Genomic DNA, 13,688 nt, shown 5'->3' on the forward strand with positions numbered 1-13,688 from the left:
TGCCTTCGGCAGGCACTTATACCGATACGGTCACCGTAACATTAACTTATTGAATCATCAGGATATGAGCCATGTCGACCTTGTTTAGCCGTATTATCAGCGCCGCATTACTGAGTTACACAATGTGCTCTTCAATGACTGCACAAGCCGCCAGCTCGGTGTTGGTTTGGCCGGTGTATCAAATCATTGAATCCGATCAGAACGGTTCCGCCTTATGGCTGGAAAACAGAGGTGCAGAGCCTGTTTCTTTACAGGTGCGGGTGCTGGCTTGGAAACAGGAAAATTTCAACGAGCGCTATGCCGATCAGAATAACGTGGTCGCCAGTCCGCCTTTTGCCACCGTACCCCCGGGCCAACGGCAGTTGATCAGGCTGATCCGCAATACGCCGGTACCGGCCAATACCGAGCAAGCCTACCGTATCATCGTTGATGAAATCCCGTCGCCGATCGGTGGGGCTGCTGATGGACAAAGCAAAGCGGTGGTTGGGCTGCAATTACAGATGCGCTATCTGCTGCCGCTGTTTATGGATGGTGGCAGCTTGTGGACCAACGAACGTAGCGATATCAAACGCGATGCTGCTACGGCGACGCGCCCAGTGCTGCAATGGAGCACGGTCAATGATGGTGGGAAAACCTATTTGCAGGTCCGCAATAGTGGCATTGTGCATGCGCGGCTGAGCAACGTGTTCTGGTCTCAACCAGGCAACCAGCAACAGGGTGTGAAAACCATGAACGCGGGCTTTATGGGCTACGTGTTACCGGGGCAGTCGATGCGCTGGCCGGTTCCTGCCGGGGTTAGCCCTGGTGGGCAGCTCAATGCCCAGATTGCCGATAACACCAAACCTATTGTCATTACGCGCGGCGAATAGCGGCAGGACACGCGCGAATGTCGATCCGAGCCATTGCCCATCCCGGTCACCAGTATCCGTTGTATTACCGGGGTGGCCTGTGCCTGCTTTGCCTGAGTACCTTCAGCGTTCAGGCTCAGGAATACTCCTCTTTGCCCGATGCCCCGCGTGCGGCACCGGTGATCACCAATGCGATGTTCTACCTGACGCTGGTCGTCAACGGCCAGAGCGACGGCCAGGTGGTTCCCGTGACCTATCGAGACAAGGCGTATTACGTTGAGGCGGGGGTGCTGGCTAAAAACCACGTACAGACCCATGGTCAGCAAGGGTTGATTAAGGTCGAGGAACTGCCTGGGGTGAAGGTGAAATATGATTCTTCCGCCCAGCAACTGATTTTGCAGGTGCCGGATGCCTGGTTGCCAAAACAGGAGGTCGGCGGCGGCAACCTTATGAATTACACTGTGGCGCAAAGTAGCACTGGTCTGCTGCTAAACTACGATTCCTATTACACCGATCCTCACGCAGGCTCCAGATCGGTTGCGACCTGGATGGAGCAGCGTTTGTTCAGCAATGCGGGTTTTATCAGTAACTCAGGGACTTATCGCTATAATATCGATACCGTATCGGGCGAGGGTGGCAGTGCCGTACAAGACCGCTATCTGCGCTACGATACGTTCTGGCGTTACAGCGATGAACAAGATCTGATCAGCTATCAGCTTGGGGATTTTGTCAGCAACTCGCTAACCTGGAGTAATTCGGCCCGCATGGGAGGATTACGCATTAGCCGTAACTTTGCCTTGCGCCCGGATCTGGTGACCTATCCGCTGCTGCAATATAGCGGTACCGCAGCGGTCCCCAGCACCGTGGACTTATTTCTCAACGGCTTCAAGGCTAGCAGCAATAATCTTAACTCTGGGCCGTTTACCCTCACCAATGTGCCTTATATCAACGGTGCCGGTGAAGCGACGATCGTCACCACCGATGCGGTCGGTCGCCAGGTGTCGACCACGGTGCCGTTTTATGTTTCCAACACCCTGTTGCGTAAAAACCTGAGCGACTTTGATGTGTCACTCGGCGCGGTGCGCCAGGATTATGGCATCTCTAACGGTGACTATTCCGACGCGGCCTTCAGCGGAATTTACCGCTACGGGTTGAGTAATTATCTGACGCTTTCCGGGCACACCGAGGCCACGCAAGGGTTGGCACTTGGCGGGTTAGGGGCCGATATCGCGGTGGGAACCTGGGGGACGCTCAGCCTGTCTGGCAGCCAGAGCAAGGCTAATCATCCGCCGGTGGCGACCAGCGACGTGGTGAATGACCAGATTGTCCCGCCGAATACGCCAGGTATGCCCGATCCCAATCAGGATATTGATAATCCGTTGGGAACTAACGTGACGGACAAAAAAGACGGTAGCCAGTACACGCTGGGTTACTCCTATAATTCGACGCTTTTCAGCTTTTCGGCTCAGCGGGCCTCGCGCAGCATGGGTTATCAGGATCTCACGTCTTACACCAGCAATACCCGCCTGAGTCGCCAATCCGATCAGGCCACCTTCAGCGCTTCGCCGTTTGGCTCGAGTAATGGCACCTTGGGCTTGGGCTATTACGACGTGCAGGCCTATGACAACTCGCATACCCGCCTGGTGAACTTCTCTTACAGCCGTTCTCTGTGGGGCCAGAGCAGCATGTTTGTTTCACTCAACAAAACGTTGGGGGATAACGGCTACAGTGCGCAGCTGCAATTCATTATTCCACTGGGCAGTGATATCAGCCTCAATGCCGGGTTGGCACGTAACAATAATGGGCATTATCAGCAGCAGGTGGGGGCCGGCAAGGCGGCACCCACGGATGGCGGCATGGGCTGGAACCTGGCTTACGGCGGCGGTGGCGATGCCTATCAACAGGCCGATGCCACCTGGAAAACCCGCTATGCCACGCTGCAAGGTGGCATCTTCGGCCCACAAGGGGAATATACCAACTGGGCAGACCTGAGCGGCTCAGTGGTGTTCATGGCCAACTCCTGGTTCCTGTCGGACAAGATCAACGATGCGTTTATCGTGGTGGATACCGACAGTTACGCCGGGGTTTCGGTGCTGTACGAGAATCAGAAGATGGGCACCACCGATAGCAACGGCCATCTGCTGATCCCGTCGATCAGTTCGTACTATCCGGCCAAGGTCGAGATCGACACGCTGCCGTTACCGGCGGACGTGGTGGCCAACCAGGTCAACAATCGCATTGCCGTTAAGCAAGGTAGCGGGATGGTGGTGAAATTCCCGGTACAAAAAGTCCTCTCGGCCAATATCACGTTGCATGATACCGCCGGGCAACCGCTGAAGCTGGGCACGTTGGTCACGGAACAAACTACGCAACAAACCACCGTTGTTGGCTATGACGGGCTGGTGTACTTCTCACATTTACAACCCCACGGCCAGCTAAGTATTCAGCAGGAAGATCGCTCGGTATGCCGCGTGGGCTTCGACCTTAACCCCAATTATCACAGCATTGAACAGGTTGGGCCGCTGGTCTGCCAAGGCAGTGCCGAAGAGAAAAAATCATGATTATGTTATTACGAAGGATGCGAGCAGGATTGGCATTGCTGCTGTTAGTGGGGGTAATGCCATTCGGTTGGGCTGGCTGCACCGCCCCTGCAACCGCAGGCAGCTTGGGCACACAAAATTCGTTTGATGTCAGCAGTACCCCGTTAACCACCTCTGTCAGTAGCGGGCTGAAATGTACCGGTGGGCTGCTCAATATTGGGGGCACTAACACGATCACAGCAACCATCGGCTCGACTTTACATCCCAACGGGACTCAACCCCGATTATACAGTGCGACAACTGGCCAGTATCTGCCTTATAGCCTGTGCCAGGATGGCGGTTGCGGCACCTTGTATAATCAGGGCAGCGTCATCACCTGGAGCAGTACCACCGCACTGGGTTTATTAGGATTGTTCACCGGGCCAAGCAGCACGCTGCCGATTTTTATCCGACCACAAATGAACTCCAATCTGGCCGCTGGCACTTATACTGACACCATTCCGATTGCCTGGACCTGGAACATCTGCTCGGTGGCGATTGGTACACTGCTATGTATCGCAGACACCGGTAGTATCCCGACAGGTTCCTACATCAACCTGTCGCTGGTTGTCACCAACTATTGCTATATCGACAGCGCGCCGAACGTCGGGTTTGGTACTGCGGCGTTACCATCTGGCCTTACCACCGTCGTTTCCAATGCCATCAGCGTCCGCTGCACCCTCAACGCCAGCTACTCGGTCAACCTGACCAGCAGCGTCGCCAGCTCGGGGCAATATCGGCAAATGGCCTCTACGGTAAACGGTACGACCAGTTATATTCAGTATCAGTTGTTCAAAGGGGATGGCACCGTTTGGACCGCAGCCACCAATAGCAACGCAACGGGCGCGGGCACCTCGCAATCCTTCCCCTATACCGCCTCGGTTAACCTGTCGCAAAACAACCAGCCAGCGGGGGCTTATAGTGACACTGTAACGGTTACCGTCGCCTATTAGACTTTATTGATGGAAATCCAGTACTCCGTCGCGCACCAGTTCGCGGGGCAGGCTGTTTTTAATCCGGCTGCCGATCAGTTTGGCCAGCCCTAGCGGTTGATGCTGATAAGTGACGATACACTCATTACTTTGTGGCGGTTGCGAGGGGTAGAGATCGCGGCCATGAAACCACTCCTGGGCCAATACCGCATCGAGTTCAAAAGTCTGTGGGTTGCCACTGGCAGCCAAGGCGATCACCGCCTCATGCTGCCAGCGGAACCCTTTTGGGAAGCGTTCAGCCAACTTAAGGCCAATGCGTGAAAAACGCACTTTGCTGACTAAAGGCTCCAGCGCGGCTGGGAACAGCCAGATTTCTTTATCACGCGCCCATAATTTACTGGTTTCATCCCAGACTAAACCCGAGGCTGCGGCAGCCTGCGCCACCAGTGCGGACTCCTGGGCGGAAAGTGGGGCGAAAGGGAACTTGCCCAGCTTATAGCTCGGTTTAGCTAAAGCCGGAACGCTGTGATTTTTGCGTAGCCGGGCGACGAAGAAGCCTTCACTGTCATAAATCTGCGGGAATACGTGCAGAAAGCCTTCTGGGGTGAGGGCCAGTTGCGCTTGTGGGAACAGATCTCCCAGCGGCTCCACGCTGACGGCATCGCCATAGGTTGCCAACAGTTGGTTCACCACTTGTTGATTTTCCTGAGCATTCAGCGTGCAGGTGGAGTAAACCATCACGCCGCCGGGTGCCAGGGCGTGGAAGGCGCTGTCGATCAATTCCCACTGGGTTTGCGCAATGCTGGTGACGCTTTCTGCTGACCAGTTGCTCATGGCATCCGGATCTTTGCGCACTACGCCTTCACCCGAGCAGGGTGCATCCAGCAGGATGGCGTCAAAGCTTTCCGGTAAGGCTGCGCCAAACACCCGGCCATCGAAATGGGTCAGCGCCGTATTTTTGACGCCGCAGCGGCTGATGTTGGCGTGTAACACCTTGACCCGGCTGGCCGAATACTCATTGGCGACAATGCCGCCCTGATTGCCCATCAGCGCGGCGATCTGGGTGGTTTTGGAACCCGGCGCGGCGGCAACATCCAGCACCCGGTGCGGGGTTTCACGCCCGGCAAACAGCGCGCTCACTGGCAGCATTGAGCTGGCTTCCTGAATGTAGAACAGGCCGCTTAGATGCTCCGCCGCGCTGCCTAGCCGTAATGCTTCGTCCTCGCGCTCGATCCAAAAGCCTTCCGGGCACCAGGGGATGGGGTCCAGCCGCCAGTCGTAGTCTTTTACCAGCGCCAGAAAGTCTGCAACGCGGATTTTCAGCGTGTTGACCCGCAGGCTACGGCGCAAGGGTTGTTGGCAAATAGCGATGAAGTCATCCATGGATAAATGGTCAGGCATGATGGCGCGAGTCGCGTCGAGAAAAGCAGGAGGCAAAAAAGCAGGGGCAGGTTTAGCCACAGGGAGCTCTCAGGGCGGAAAAAAATCGAAGGGGCTAGTCTAACATAAACACCCGCCCTGAGAATACTGGCAAGTTTCGATCAATGAGATGAATGGCAAAGCAGTAATGGTATGGATTATCTTGGAGGTTGCAAGAGGACGCGGCAGGGTTCAGAACATTGAACCCTGCCGATATCTATCAGTTGTCCCTAGGGATGGCGGTGCCCCATTCGCGCCAATCTTTCGGTTCTTCCGCGTTCAGCAGGAAGTGTTTGTTAGGCGTGGCTTTAGGGGCCAGTGGAATGCTAGGTGGGGTGGCAAAGGCAATACCGCCGCGAATAAACTGCTGGAAGGTACCGCTCTTGATCACGCCGCCCGTCAGGCCAAACTGCAGGTTATAGCCAGAGGCCAGCCAGAAGACGCTGTTGTTGCGCACCAGATGCTGGAATTTCTTGCTGACGCGCAGTGAGACGTGCACGCGATCTGACATCGCCCCCAGATAGAAACCGGTCACGGTCCCCACTTCAATGCCACGGAACAGGATCGGCGTGCCGATTTGCAGCGAACCGGTCTCGGCGGCGTCCAGGATCACGCTCAGGCCGTCCAGGTAGCGGGAGTCGGTAATGCTGGCTTCCTGCAGCTCAAAAGTACGCATCGAACCGCCGTGGCCAGGTTCCACGTTGATATAGGGCTGCAACAAGGAGTCCAGATTATTGACCCCAGCGGCGGAAATCTCCGGTGAGACGATGGCGAAACGGCTGCCGAGACGGGCAAAGGTTTTCACATACTCCGGGTAAAGCACTGCTTTTGCCAACACCTCGTTACGTTCCGGTGCCAGTTTCAGAGATTCAAGCTGGCCGATATCAATGCCCAGATAGCGTATTGGCATCCCAGGCGACAGTTTGCTGGCATCATAGGTGCGTAGCGTGATCTGGCTACCCACGGCGCGAGCGGCGGTTTCTGAGGCGTACAGCACGCGTTTGGCCCCTTTATCCAGCGTAACCCCCTGCAGGTTATCAAAGCTGATGGCGCCTTTCAGCGCACGGTTGAGCGGGGAAGCCTGCACCGTCAGGCCGCTGCCGTTCAATTGCACCTTGGCACCGCCTTCTGCCCAGAAAATGCTTTCGCTGGTTAATAGCTTGCGGTATTCCGGGCTGATATAAACCTCAACGTCAAACTCGTTGGCCTTGGGCCGCACGTTGACAATCTCACCCACCTGGAACTTGCGGTATAACACCACTGAACCGGCTTGCACATCTGGCAGACTAGTGGCGGTAAGCGTCAAAGTGGGGAGTGGGGTGTTGCCGACGATGCCCTCAGCGGCTTTTTCCGCGTTGCTATATAGCGGATACTGCGCCTCCGGTTCGCCTTTACCCCCAGGGATCAGGCGTACGCCGCCGTCCAGCCACTCTTGGGCGCTGGCACCCAACACCTGTACGCCATCCAGACCGAATTTGACATCCATTCGACTGTTGACCACGAATTTACTGTCTTTGTGCAGCAAACTGCGGTGCTGAGCTTCGATCGCCGCCGTAAAGGTGACACCGCCGTCGGTCAGGGTACGGGTCAGGATCTGGCCAATCTTGATACCGTGCACGATTAACGGTTGCCCGACGTCGATGCCGTAACTTTGCGGGGCATTCAAGGTGACCGTCGCCACGCCAGGCTGTTGCAGCAGCGTTTTACTGCTGTCCAACACGGTAAAGTGCTGCTGGGGTTCACCTTCACCCGGAACCAGTTCCAGGGTGTTGCCGGTTAACAGTTGGCTGAGCTTAGCATCGTTAAGGCTGATTTTTGGGCTGCGCATCTCGATACGCGTGCCGCTACGCATCAGATCGACCACCGAAGGATCGATGGTGAGTTCGCCAGTTACCTTGCTATCCTGTTGCAGAGCCAGGCGGGTCAGCGTGCCGACCTGCAACCCTTGATACATCAGCGGCGTGTGCCCCTCGCTCAGGCTGTTGCCGTCAGGCAGATCCAGCGTGATGTTCACCCCACGCTGGCTGTGGGCCAGATCTGGATACAGCGCATAGTTTTGATCGGCCTTAGCCTGCTTGCCGTCAAGCGGGGAGTCAAAGGCTATCGCACCGTTTACCAACGCGGCCAGGCTCTCCATCTGCACGCTGGCCCCGGACAGGCTGAAATCGCCTTTAAAACCGGAGACGTTCCAGAAGCGGGTATTATCTTTCACCAAGTTGGCAAAGCGGCGGTCGATCAGCACGTCGATAATCACGCCTTTGTTACCGGGCGAAATAGTGTAGTCATACACTTTACCGACCGGGATCTTGCGATAATAGACCAGCGAACCGGTGTTCAGAGAACCGAGGTCGTCTGCTTGCAGGTGGATCATCAGCTCGCCGGTATTCAGGCGGTATTTCGGCTGCGTATCCAGCGCGGTGAAGTGGGTTTGCGGTTTACCACGGCCCGGCATCATGCCGATGTAGTTACCACCGACCAGCGCATCCAGGCCGGAAACCCCTGCCAATGAGGCTTTGGGCGTGACTAGCCAGAATTGCGTGCCTTCCCGCAGTGAGTCTTCCAGATCGCTCTTGATACTGGCTTCAACCACGATACTCCGCAGATCCTTGCTCAGCGAAATGCTTTGCACGGTACCCACTTCCACACCCTGATAACGAACTGGCGTGCGGCCAGCGACAATACCTGCCGCAGACTGGAAGTCTATGGTGACGCTATTGCCGCTCTCCTGGTAATTGGTATAGCCCAGCCACCCGGCAATCAGTAGGGCGATAAACGGCAGTAACCAGAATGGCGAGATACGGCGCTTGTTTTTGACCCGCGCCTCAGTCGGCGTATTCGGCGTTTCCTGTTGCATGTGCATCCCAAATCAATCGGCTGTCCAGCCACTGTACGGCAAGGATAGTTAAAATAACCGCAGACCCAAAGTAAAAAGCTGCTGGCCCCATAGTAAAAGATAACAGTTGGTCGCGATTGATCAGCGACATCATCAACGAGATCACGAACAGATCGAGCATCGACCAGCGGCCAACCCAGGTGACCAGCCGGAGCAGCCGGATGCGGGTTTTGAGGCTGTGTGACGTTTTGAAATGAATGCTGAACAGCAGCACCAGCAGCACGATCACCTTGGTAAAGGGTACCAGGACACTGGCGATAAATACGATGGCGGCGATCGGTATGTTACCCGAGTTGGCCAGCGAGACGACGCCGCTGAAAATGGTATCTTCCATACGCGCGCCGTTGGCGTAAACCACCGAGATCGGCAGCAGGTTGGCGGGGATTAGCAGCACGATGGCGGCAATCAGCGCGGCCCAGGTTTTTTGCAGGCTGTAAGGCTGGCGATGGCACATCGGCACATGACAGCGGGGGCAGCGGCCACGCTCATCCTGAAAACCGGTAAAATGACAGGCCAGGCAAACGTGTAATGCCTCTGGTTTGCCCTCTGGCTGTTCCTGCGGATAGTAGCGTTCCCACATCTGCTCCAGGTTCATGTGGATCAGCGTCAGCAGGCTGAGCAGGGTCAATGCCAGATAGGCAATCAGGGCGCTGCCGGGTTCAATATCTGCATATTCCTTGACCTTGATCGCCGCGACCACCATGCCGATCAGGTAAATATCGAGCATGATCCACTCTTTCAGACGCTCCAGCATCAGCAGCACTGGCCGCAGGTTCATGCCGAGTGCATGGCCAAACCACAGGTACAGCAATGACAGTGATAGCGTCAGCGGCGCGCCGATGGTGCAGAAGGCGACCATGCTGGCGGTAAACGGATCACCCTGGCTGCTCATTTGCCAGATGCCTTCCAACAGGCTAGCGTTAATCTTCGTGCCGAGCAGGCGAATACTGATCAACGGCTCGCTAAAGGCAAAGGGCATCAGCAACAGCATGGTGACGGCTACGGCGGTCAGGCGGGTCATTGACCAGTCGCGGCCATTCACCACTTTGGCGTTGCAACGTGGGCAGTAGGCGGCCTGATTGCGGGTTAACGGCGGCAACGTGAACAGCAAATCGCATTCACAACAGCGTTGGTGGCGAGCCTTGGAGAGCGGGCCGGTAATGGCAAGTATCTTCATCATGAGTGCTGTTTGGCGACCTGAGGTCTACTTAGCGTAGCTGGAAAACCAACCTGTCAATGCTATCAACCGGTAAAAAGGGATTAGCATCGCAGGTTACAAATGATTTTTAGACGGCAAACATACCCTGTTGTACCGTGTTTTGTGAAGCAACAGATGATTAACCTTGTGGCTATACGCATTTAATGCTTATTTTATACGGGTTAAGTCTGGGCTATTTGAGTATTTGAACGGTTAATCATGACTAAAGAATCATTCTACGCGGAATTAAAACGCGATTTGAGCGCATTGTTGGATGGGGAAGATAATTTTATCGCCGCATTGTCTAACGCCAGTGCGCTACTCAATGAGCGTCTTGATGACGTAAACTGGGTCGGTTTTTACCTGATGGAAGGCCATCAACTGGTGCTAGGTCCGTTCCAAGGCAAGATTGCCTGCGTGCGGATCCCGTTGGGTAAGGGGGTGTGCGGTACGGCAGCGGCGCAGAACCAGGTGCAGCGCGTTGGCGATGTTCATGCATTTCCTGGACATATCGCCTGCGATGCCGCCAGCAACGCGGAAATTGTGTTGCCGTTAGACGTCAGTGGTCAGGTCATCGGTGTTCTGGATATCGACAGCACAGTTTATCAACGCTTCGATGAACAGGACGAAATCGGCCTGAAAGCAGTGGTGGCGGGGCTTTGCGCGCGGCTGGCACAGAGCAATTTTGCGAAATATGTCACTGTAGCGGCAAGTTGATCTACGGTTAACGTGGCATTTAGCGATGGCGTCATTATAATGACGCCTGTTCATGCCTGCGGCTTGTTGGCAACCCGTTGTAATCAGGAAATTTCATGGAAAATCAACACAAGTTGAACACAGTTAAAGAAGTCATTGCTTTTCTTGCCGAGCGTTTCCCGCTCTGCTTTAGCGCCGAAGGCGAAGCACGCCCGCTGAAAATCGGTATTTTTCAAGATCTGGTAGAACGTGTACAAGGGGAAGAGAACCTCAGCAAAACGCAGCTGCGTTCAGCTCTGCGCCTGTATACCTCAAGCTGGCGTTACCTGTACGGTGTCAAAGTTGGCGCCCAGCGTGTAGACCTGGACGGTAACCCGTGCGGTGAGCTGGAACAGCAGCATGTCGATCATGCTCGCCAGCAGCTTGAAGAGGCCAAAGCGCGCGTTCAGGCACAGCGTGCCGAACAGAATGCCAAAAAACGTGAAGCTGCTGGTGAGTCTGCCACTGCCGAGCCTCGTCGTCCGCGTCCTGCCGGCAAAAAGCCAGCCGTACGTCGTGAAGGCGGAGCCGCAGCAGAGAACCGCAAGCCGCGCCCACAACAAGCACGCCCACAGCAAGCTCGTGAACCTCGTGTAGCCAAAGAGGCCAGCCAGCCGCGTCATGTGCCAGTCACAGACATCTCAAAACTGCAAATTGGCCAGGAAATCAAAGTCAGAGCAGGTCAGAGCGCGATGGACGCAACCGTACTCGAAATCGCTAAAGATGGCGTTCGTGTACAGCTCTCCTCCGGTCTGGCGATGATTGTGCGCGCAGAACACTTGCAGTTCTGATACGGAGGCCAACCAAGGCATGAACAAATTTGTCAGATTAACCGCAGTTGCGGCTTTGCTGTGGGCGGGTGTCAGTTACGGAGCGGATACAGCCAACATCCGCATCGATCAACTGCCCAAGCTTGAGCAGGAAGCTGAACATGCAACCGTGAGTGAGCGCGTAACCTCGCGCTTCACTCGCTCTCATTATCGCCAGTTTGCTCTGGATGCGGATTTTTCAGGCAAGATCTTCGATCGCTACCTGAATATGCTGGACTACAGCCACAATGTGCTGCTGGCCTCCGACGTCGCGCAATTTGCCGACAAACGCAGCACGCTGGGTGAAGAGCTGAAATCCGGCAAACTGGATACGCCTTATGCGCTGTTCAATCTGGCGCAAAAACGCCGCTTTGAGCGCTATCAGTATGCGCTATCGTTGCTCGACAAGCCGATGAACTTCACCGGCAACGACACCATTGACGTAGACCGCAGCAAAGCGCCGTGGCCGAAAGACAAGGCTGAATTGGACCGCCTGTGGGATGCCAAGGTCAAATACGATCAGTTGAACCTGAAGCTGACCGGCAAAACGGATAAAGAGATCCGTGACACATTGACCAAGCGTTATCAGTTTGCGATCAAACGCCTGACGCAAAGCAACAGCGAAGACGTGTTCTCGCTGATCATGACCGCGTTTGCCCACGAAATCGATCCGCACACCAACTACCTGTCGCCACGCAATACCGAACAGTTCAATACCGAGATGAGTCTCTCGCTGGAAGGGATTGGTGCCGTGTTGCAGATGGATGATGATTACACCGTGATCAACTCCATGGTGGCAGGCGGCCCGGCTGCCAAGAGCAAGGCGATCGCCGTGGGTGACCGTATTGTCGGCGTTGGCCAGGCAGGCAAACCGATGGTGGACGTGATCGGCTGGCGTCTTGACGACGTAGTTTCCCAGATTAAAGGGCCGAAGGGCAGTAAGGTTCGTCTGGAAATCCTGCCGGCAGGTAAAGGCACTAAAACCCGTATAGTTACGTTGACTCGTGAGCGTATCCGCCTGGAAGATCGCGCCGTTAAAATGACTATCAAGACCGTCGGCAAGCAGAAGGTCGCGGTGATGGACATCCCTGGCTTCTACGTTGGCCTGACCGATGACGTCAAAGTCCAGTTGCAAAAGATGGCCAAGCAGAACGTCGACAGTCTGATTATCGATCTGCGCGCCAACGGCGGCGGGGCATTGACCGAGGCGGTATCGCTTTCCGGCCTGTTTATCCCCAGTGGCCCGGTTGTACAGGTGCGCGATAACAACGGCAAGATCCGCGAAGATGCGGATAACGACGGCGTCGTCTACTACAAAGGCCCGTTGGTGGTGCTGGTTGACCGCTTCAGCGCCTCTGCCTCCGAGATCTTTGCTGCAGCAATGCAAGACTATGGCCGAGCGTTGATCGTAGGCGAGCCAACCTTTGGTAAAGGCACGGTGCAGCAGTACCGTTCACTGAACCGGATTTACGATCAAATGCTGCGCCCTGAATGGCCTGCGCTGGGCTCTGTCCAGTACACCATCCAGAAGTTCTACCGCGTTGACGGTGGCAGCACCCAGCGTAAAGGCGTCACGCCAGATATCCTGATGCCAACGGGGATCGATCCGGCAGAAACCGGCGAGAGCTTCGAAGACAATGCCATGCCGTGGGATAGCGTAAACGCGGCGGCTTACACCAAAACCGGTGATTTGAAGCCGTTTGAACCGCAACTGCTGAAAGACCATTCGCAGCGTATTGCCAAGGATCCAGAGTTCCAATACATCGCGCAGGATATTGCCCATTACAAGGCGTTGAAAGACAAGCGCAACATCGTTTCTCTTAATCTGGCTACCCGTGAAAAAGAGAACCATGACGATGATGCTACGCGCCTGAGCCGTATCAATGAGCGTCTGGAGCGTGAGGGTAAGAAACCGCTGAAGTCCTTGGAAGACCTGCCAAAGGACTACAAGGAACCGGATCCGTATCTGGATGAAACGGTCAAGATCGCGCTGGATCTGGCCAATAACGAAAAGCAGCAGCCATCACAACAGACGGCTGCCGCCAAGTAAGTTATTTGCGGATTTAACGTTATCAAGCGCACTTTCGGGTGCGCTTTTTTTTCGCCATATCCGCACTAAAATTTCTGTTGTGGTCATCCCCTTGGCATAGAGATCGTTTACACTTTGTAAAACCCTTGTTTCATCGTGACTTTGTAAAGTTACGTATTTTTAGTGGGTTAATGGCCTGCCAATCTTGAAATTGTGACCAATGCCCATAAGATCTGGGTATCTGAG

9 protein-coding genes are annotated in these 13,688 nt (G+C 55.2%); 6 read left to right on the top strand and 3 right to left on the bottom strand.

Annotated features, from left to right (window positions below; genetic code table 11):
* Positions 1-71: 71 nt before the first annotated feature.
* Genes ACLQ7H_RS18840 through ACLQ7H_RS18850 form a run of 3 tightly spaced genes read left to right on the top strand, consistent with a single transcriptional unit; the run spans position 72 to position 4,380 of the window.
* Entirely contained in the window at positions 72-869 is a 798-nt protein-coding gene (locus ACLQ7H_RS18840) for a molecular chaperone (protein ID WP_411753983.1), read from the top strand.
* Between the two features lie 17 nt (positions 870-886).
* Positions 887-3,409, top strand: a complete 2,523-nt coding sequence (locus ACLQ7H_RS18845; RefSeq protein WP_411753984.1) for a fimbria/pilus outer membrane usher protein — start codon at positions 887-889, stop codon at positions 3,407-3,409.
* Positions 3,406-4,380, top strand: a complete 975-nt coding sequence (locus ACLQ7H_RS18850) for a spore coat U domain-containing protein (RefSeq protein WP_411753985.1) — start codon at positions 3,406-3,408, stop codon at positions 4,378-4,380. The genes ACLQ7H_RS18845 and ACLQ7H_RS18850 overlap by 4 nt, the downstream gene beginning before the upstream one ends.
* Before the next feature lie 3 nt (positions 4,381-4,383).
* On the opposite strand, the gene rsmF is transcribed toward ACLQ7H_RS18850, so the two are convergent.
* From rsmF to yebS, 3 genes are all read right to left on the bottom strand, one after another.
* Entirely contained in the window at positions 4,384-5,820 is a 1,437-nt protein-coding gene (gene rsmF, locus ACLQ7H_RS18855; protein ID WP_411753986.1) for a 16S rRNA (cytosine(1407)-C(5))-methyltransferase RsmF, read from the bottom strand.
* A gap of 178 nt (positions 5,821-5,998) precedes the next feature.
* A complete protein-coding gene (locus ACLQ7H_RS18860) occupies positions 5,999-8,632 on the bottom strand; it encodes an MlaD family protein (RefSeq protein WP_411753987.1) in 2,634 nt (877 codons plus the stop codon).
* Positions 8,601-9,848 (bottom strand): membrane integrity lipid transport subunit YebS, encoded by a 1,248-nt coding sequence (gene yebS / locus ACLQ7H_RS18865; RefSeq protein WP_411753989.1) that lies wholly within the window; start codon positions 9,846-9,848, stop codon positions 8,601-8,603. Before yebS ends, ACLQ7H_RS18860 begins: the two co-directional genes overlap by 32 nt.
* Positions 9,849-10,088: 240 nt before the next feature.
* Here yebS and ACLQ7H_RS18870 point away from each other — a divergent pair, with 240 nt between their 5' ends.
* The 3 genes from ACLQ7H_RS18870 to prc all read left to right on the top strand — a co-directional run bounded on the left by ACLQ7H_RS18870 (position 10,089) and on the right by prc (position 13,463).
* Positions 10,089-10,586 carry a GAF domain-containing protein gene (locus tag ACLQ7H_RS18870; RefSeq protein WP_021178215.1) on the top strand — a complete coding sequence of 166 codons (498 nt, stop codon included), beginning with the start codon at positions 10,089-10,091 and terminating at the stop codon, positions 10,584-10,586.
* 95 nt (positions 10,587-10,681) lie between these two features.
* Positions 10,682-11,395 (top strand): RNA chaperone ProQ, encoded by a 714-nt coding sequence (gene proQ / locus ACLQ7H_RS18875; protein WP_021804621.1) that lies wholly within the window; start codon positions 10,682-10,684, stop codon positions 11,393-11,395.
* Positions 11,396-11,414: 19 nt separating this feature from the next.
* A complete protein-coding gene (prc, locus tag ACLQ7H_RS18880) occupies positions 11,415-13,463 on the top strand; it encodes a carboxy terminal-processing peptidase (RefSeq protein WP_411753988.1) in 2,049 nt (682 codons plus the stop codon).
* Positions 13,464-13,688: the final 225 nt, after the last annotated feature.

This window comes from Serratia sp. (in: enterobacteria), assembly GCF_046715635.1.
Taxonomy (GTDB): Bacteria; Pseudomonadota; Gammaproteobacteria; order Enterobacterales; family Enterobacteriaceae; genus Chania.

What these genes read in the sequence shown, in the direction of transcription:
- ACLQ7H_RS18840 (WP_411753983.1), top strand. Translation starts at nt 72, where the DNA reads ATGTCGACCTTGTTTAGCCGTATTATCAGCGCCGCATTACTGAGTTAC.
- ACLQ7H_RS18845 (WP_411753984.1), top strand. Translation starts at nt 887, where the DNA reads ATGTCGATCCGAGCCATTGCCCATCCCGGTCACCAGTATCCGTTGTAT.
- ACLQ7H_RS18850 (WP_411753985.1), top strand. Translation starts at nt 3,406, where the DNA reads ATGATTATGTTATTACGAAGGATGCGAGCAGGATTGGCATTGCTGCTG.
- ACLQ7H_RS18860 (WP_411753987.1), bottom strand. Translation starts at nt 8,632, where the DNA reads ATGCAACAGGAAACGCCGAATACGCCGACTGAGGCGCGGGTCAAAAAC.
- yebS (WP_411753989.1), bottom strand. Translation starts at nt 9,848, where the DNA reads ATGAAGATACTTGCCATTACCGGCCCGCTCTCCAAGGCTCGCCACCAA.
- ACLQ7H_RS18870 (WP_021178215.1), top strand. Translation starts at nt 10,089, where the DNA reads ATGACTAAAGAATCATTCTACGCGGAATTAAAACGCGATTTGAGCGCA.
- proQ (WP_021804621.1), top strand. Translation starts at nt 10,682, where the DNA reads ATGGAAAATCAACACAAGTTGAACACAGTTAAAGAAGTCATTGCTTTT.
- prc (WP_411753988.1), top strand. Translation starts at nt 11,415, where the DNA reads ATGAACAAATTTGTCAGATTAACCGCAGTTGCGGCTTTGCTGTGGGCG.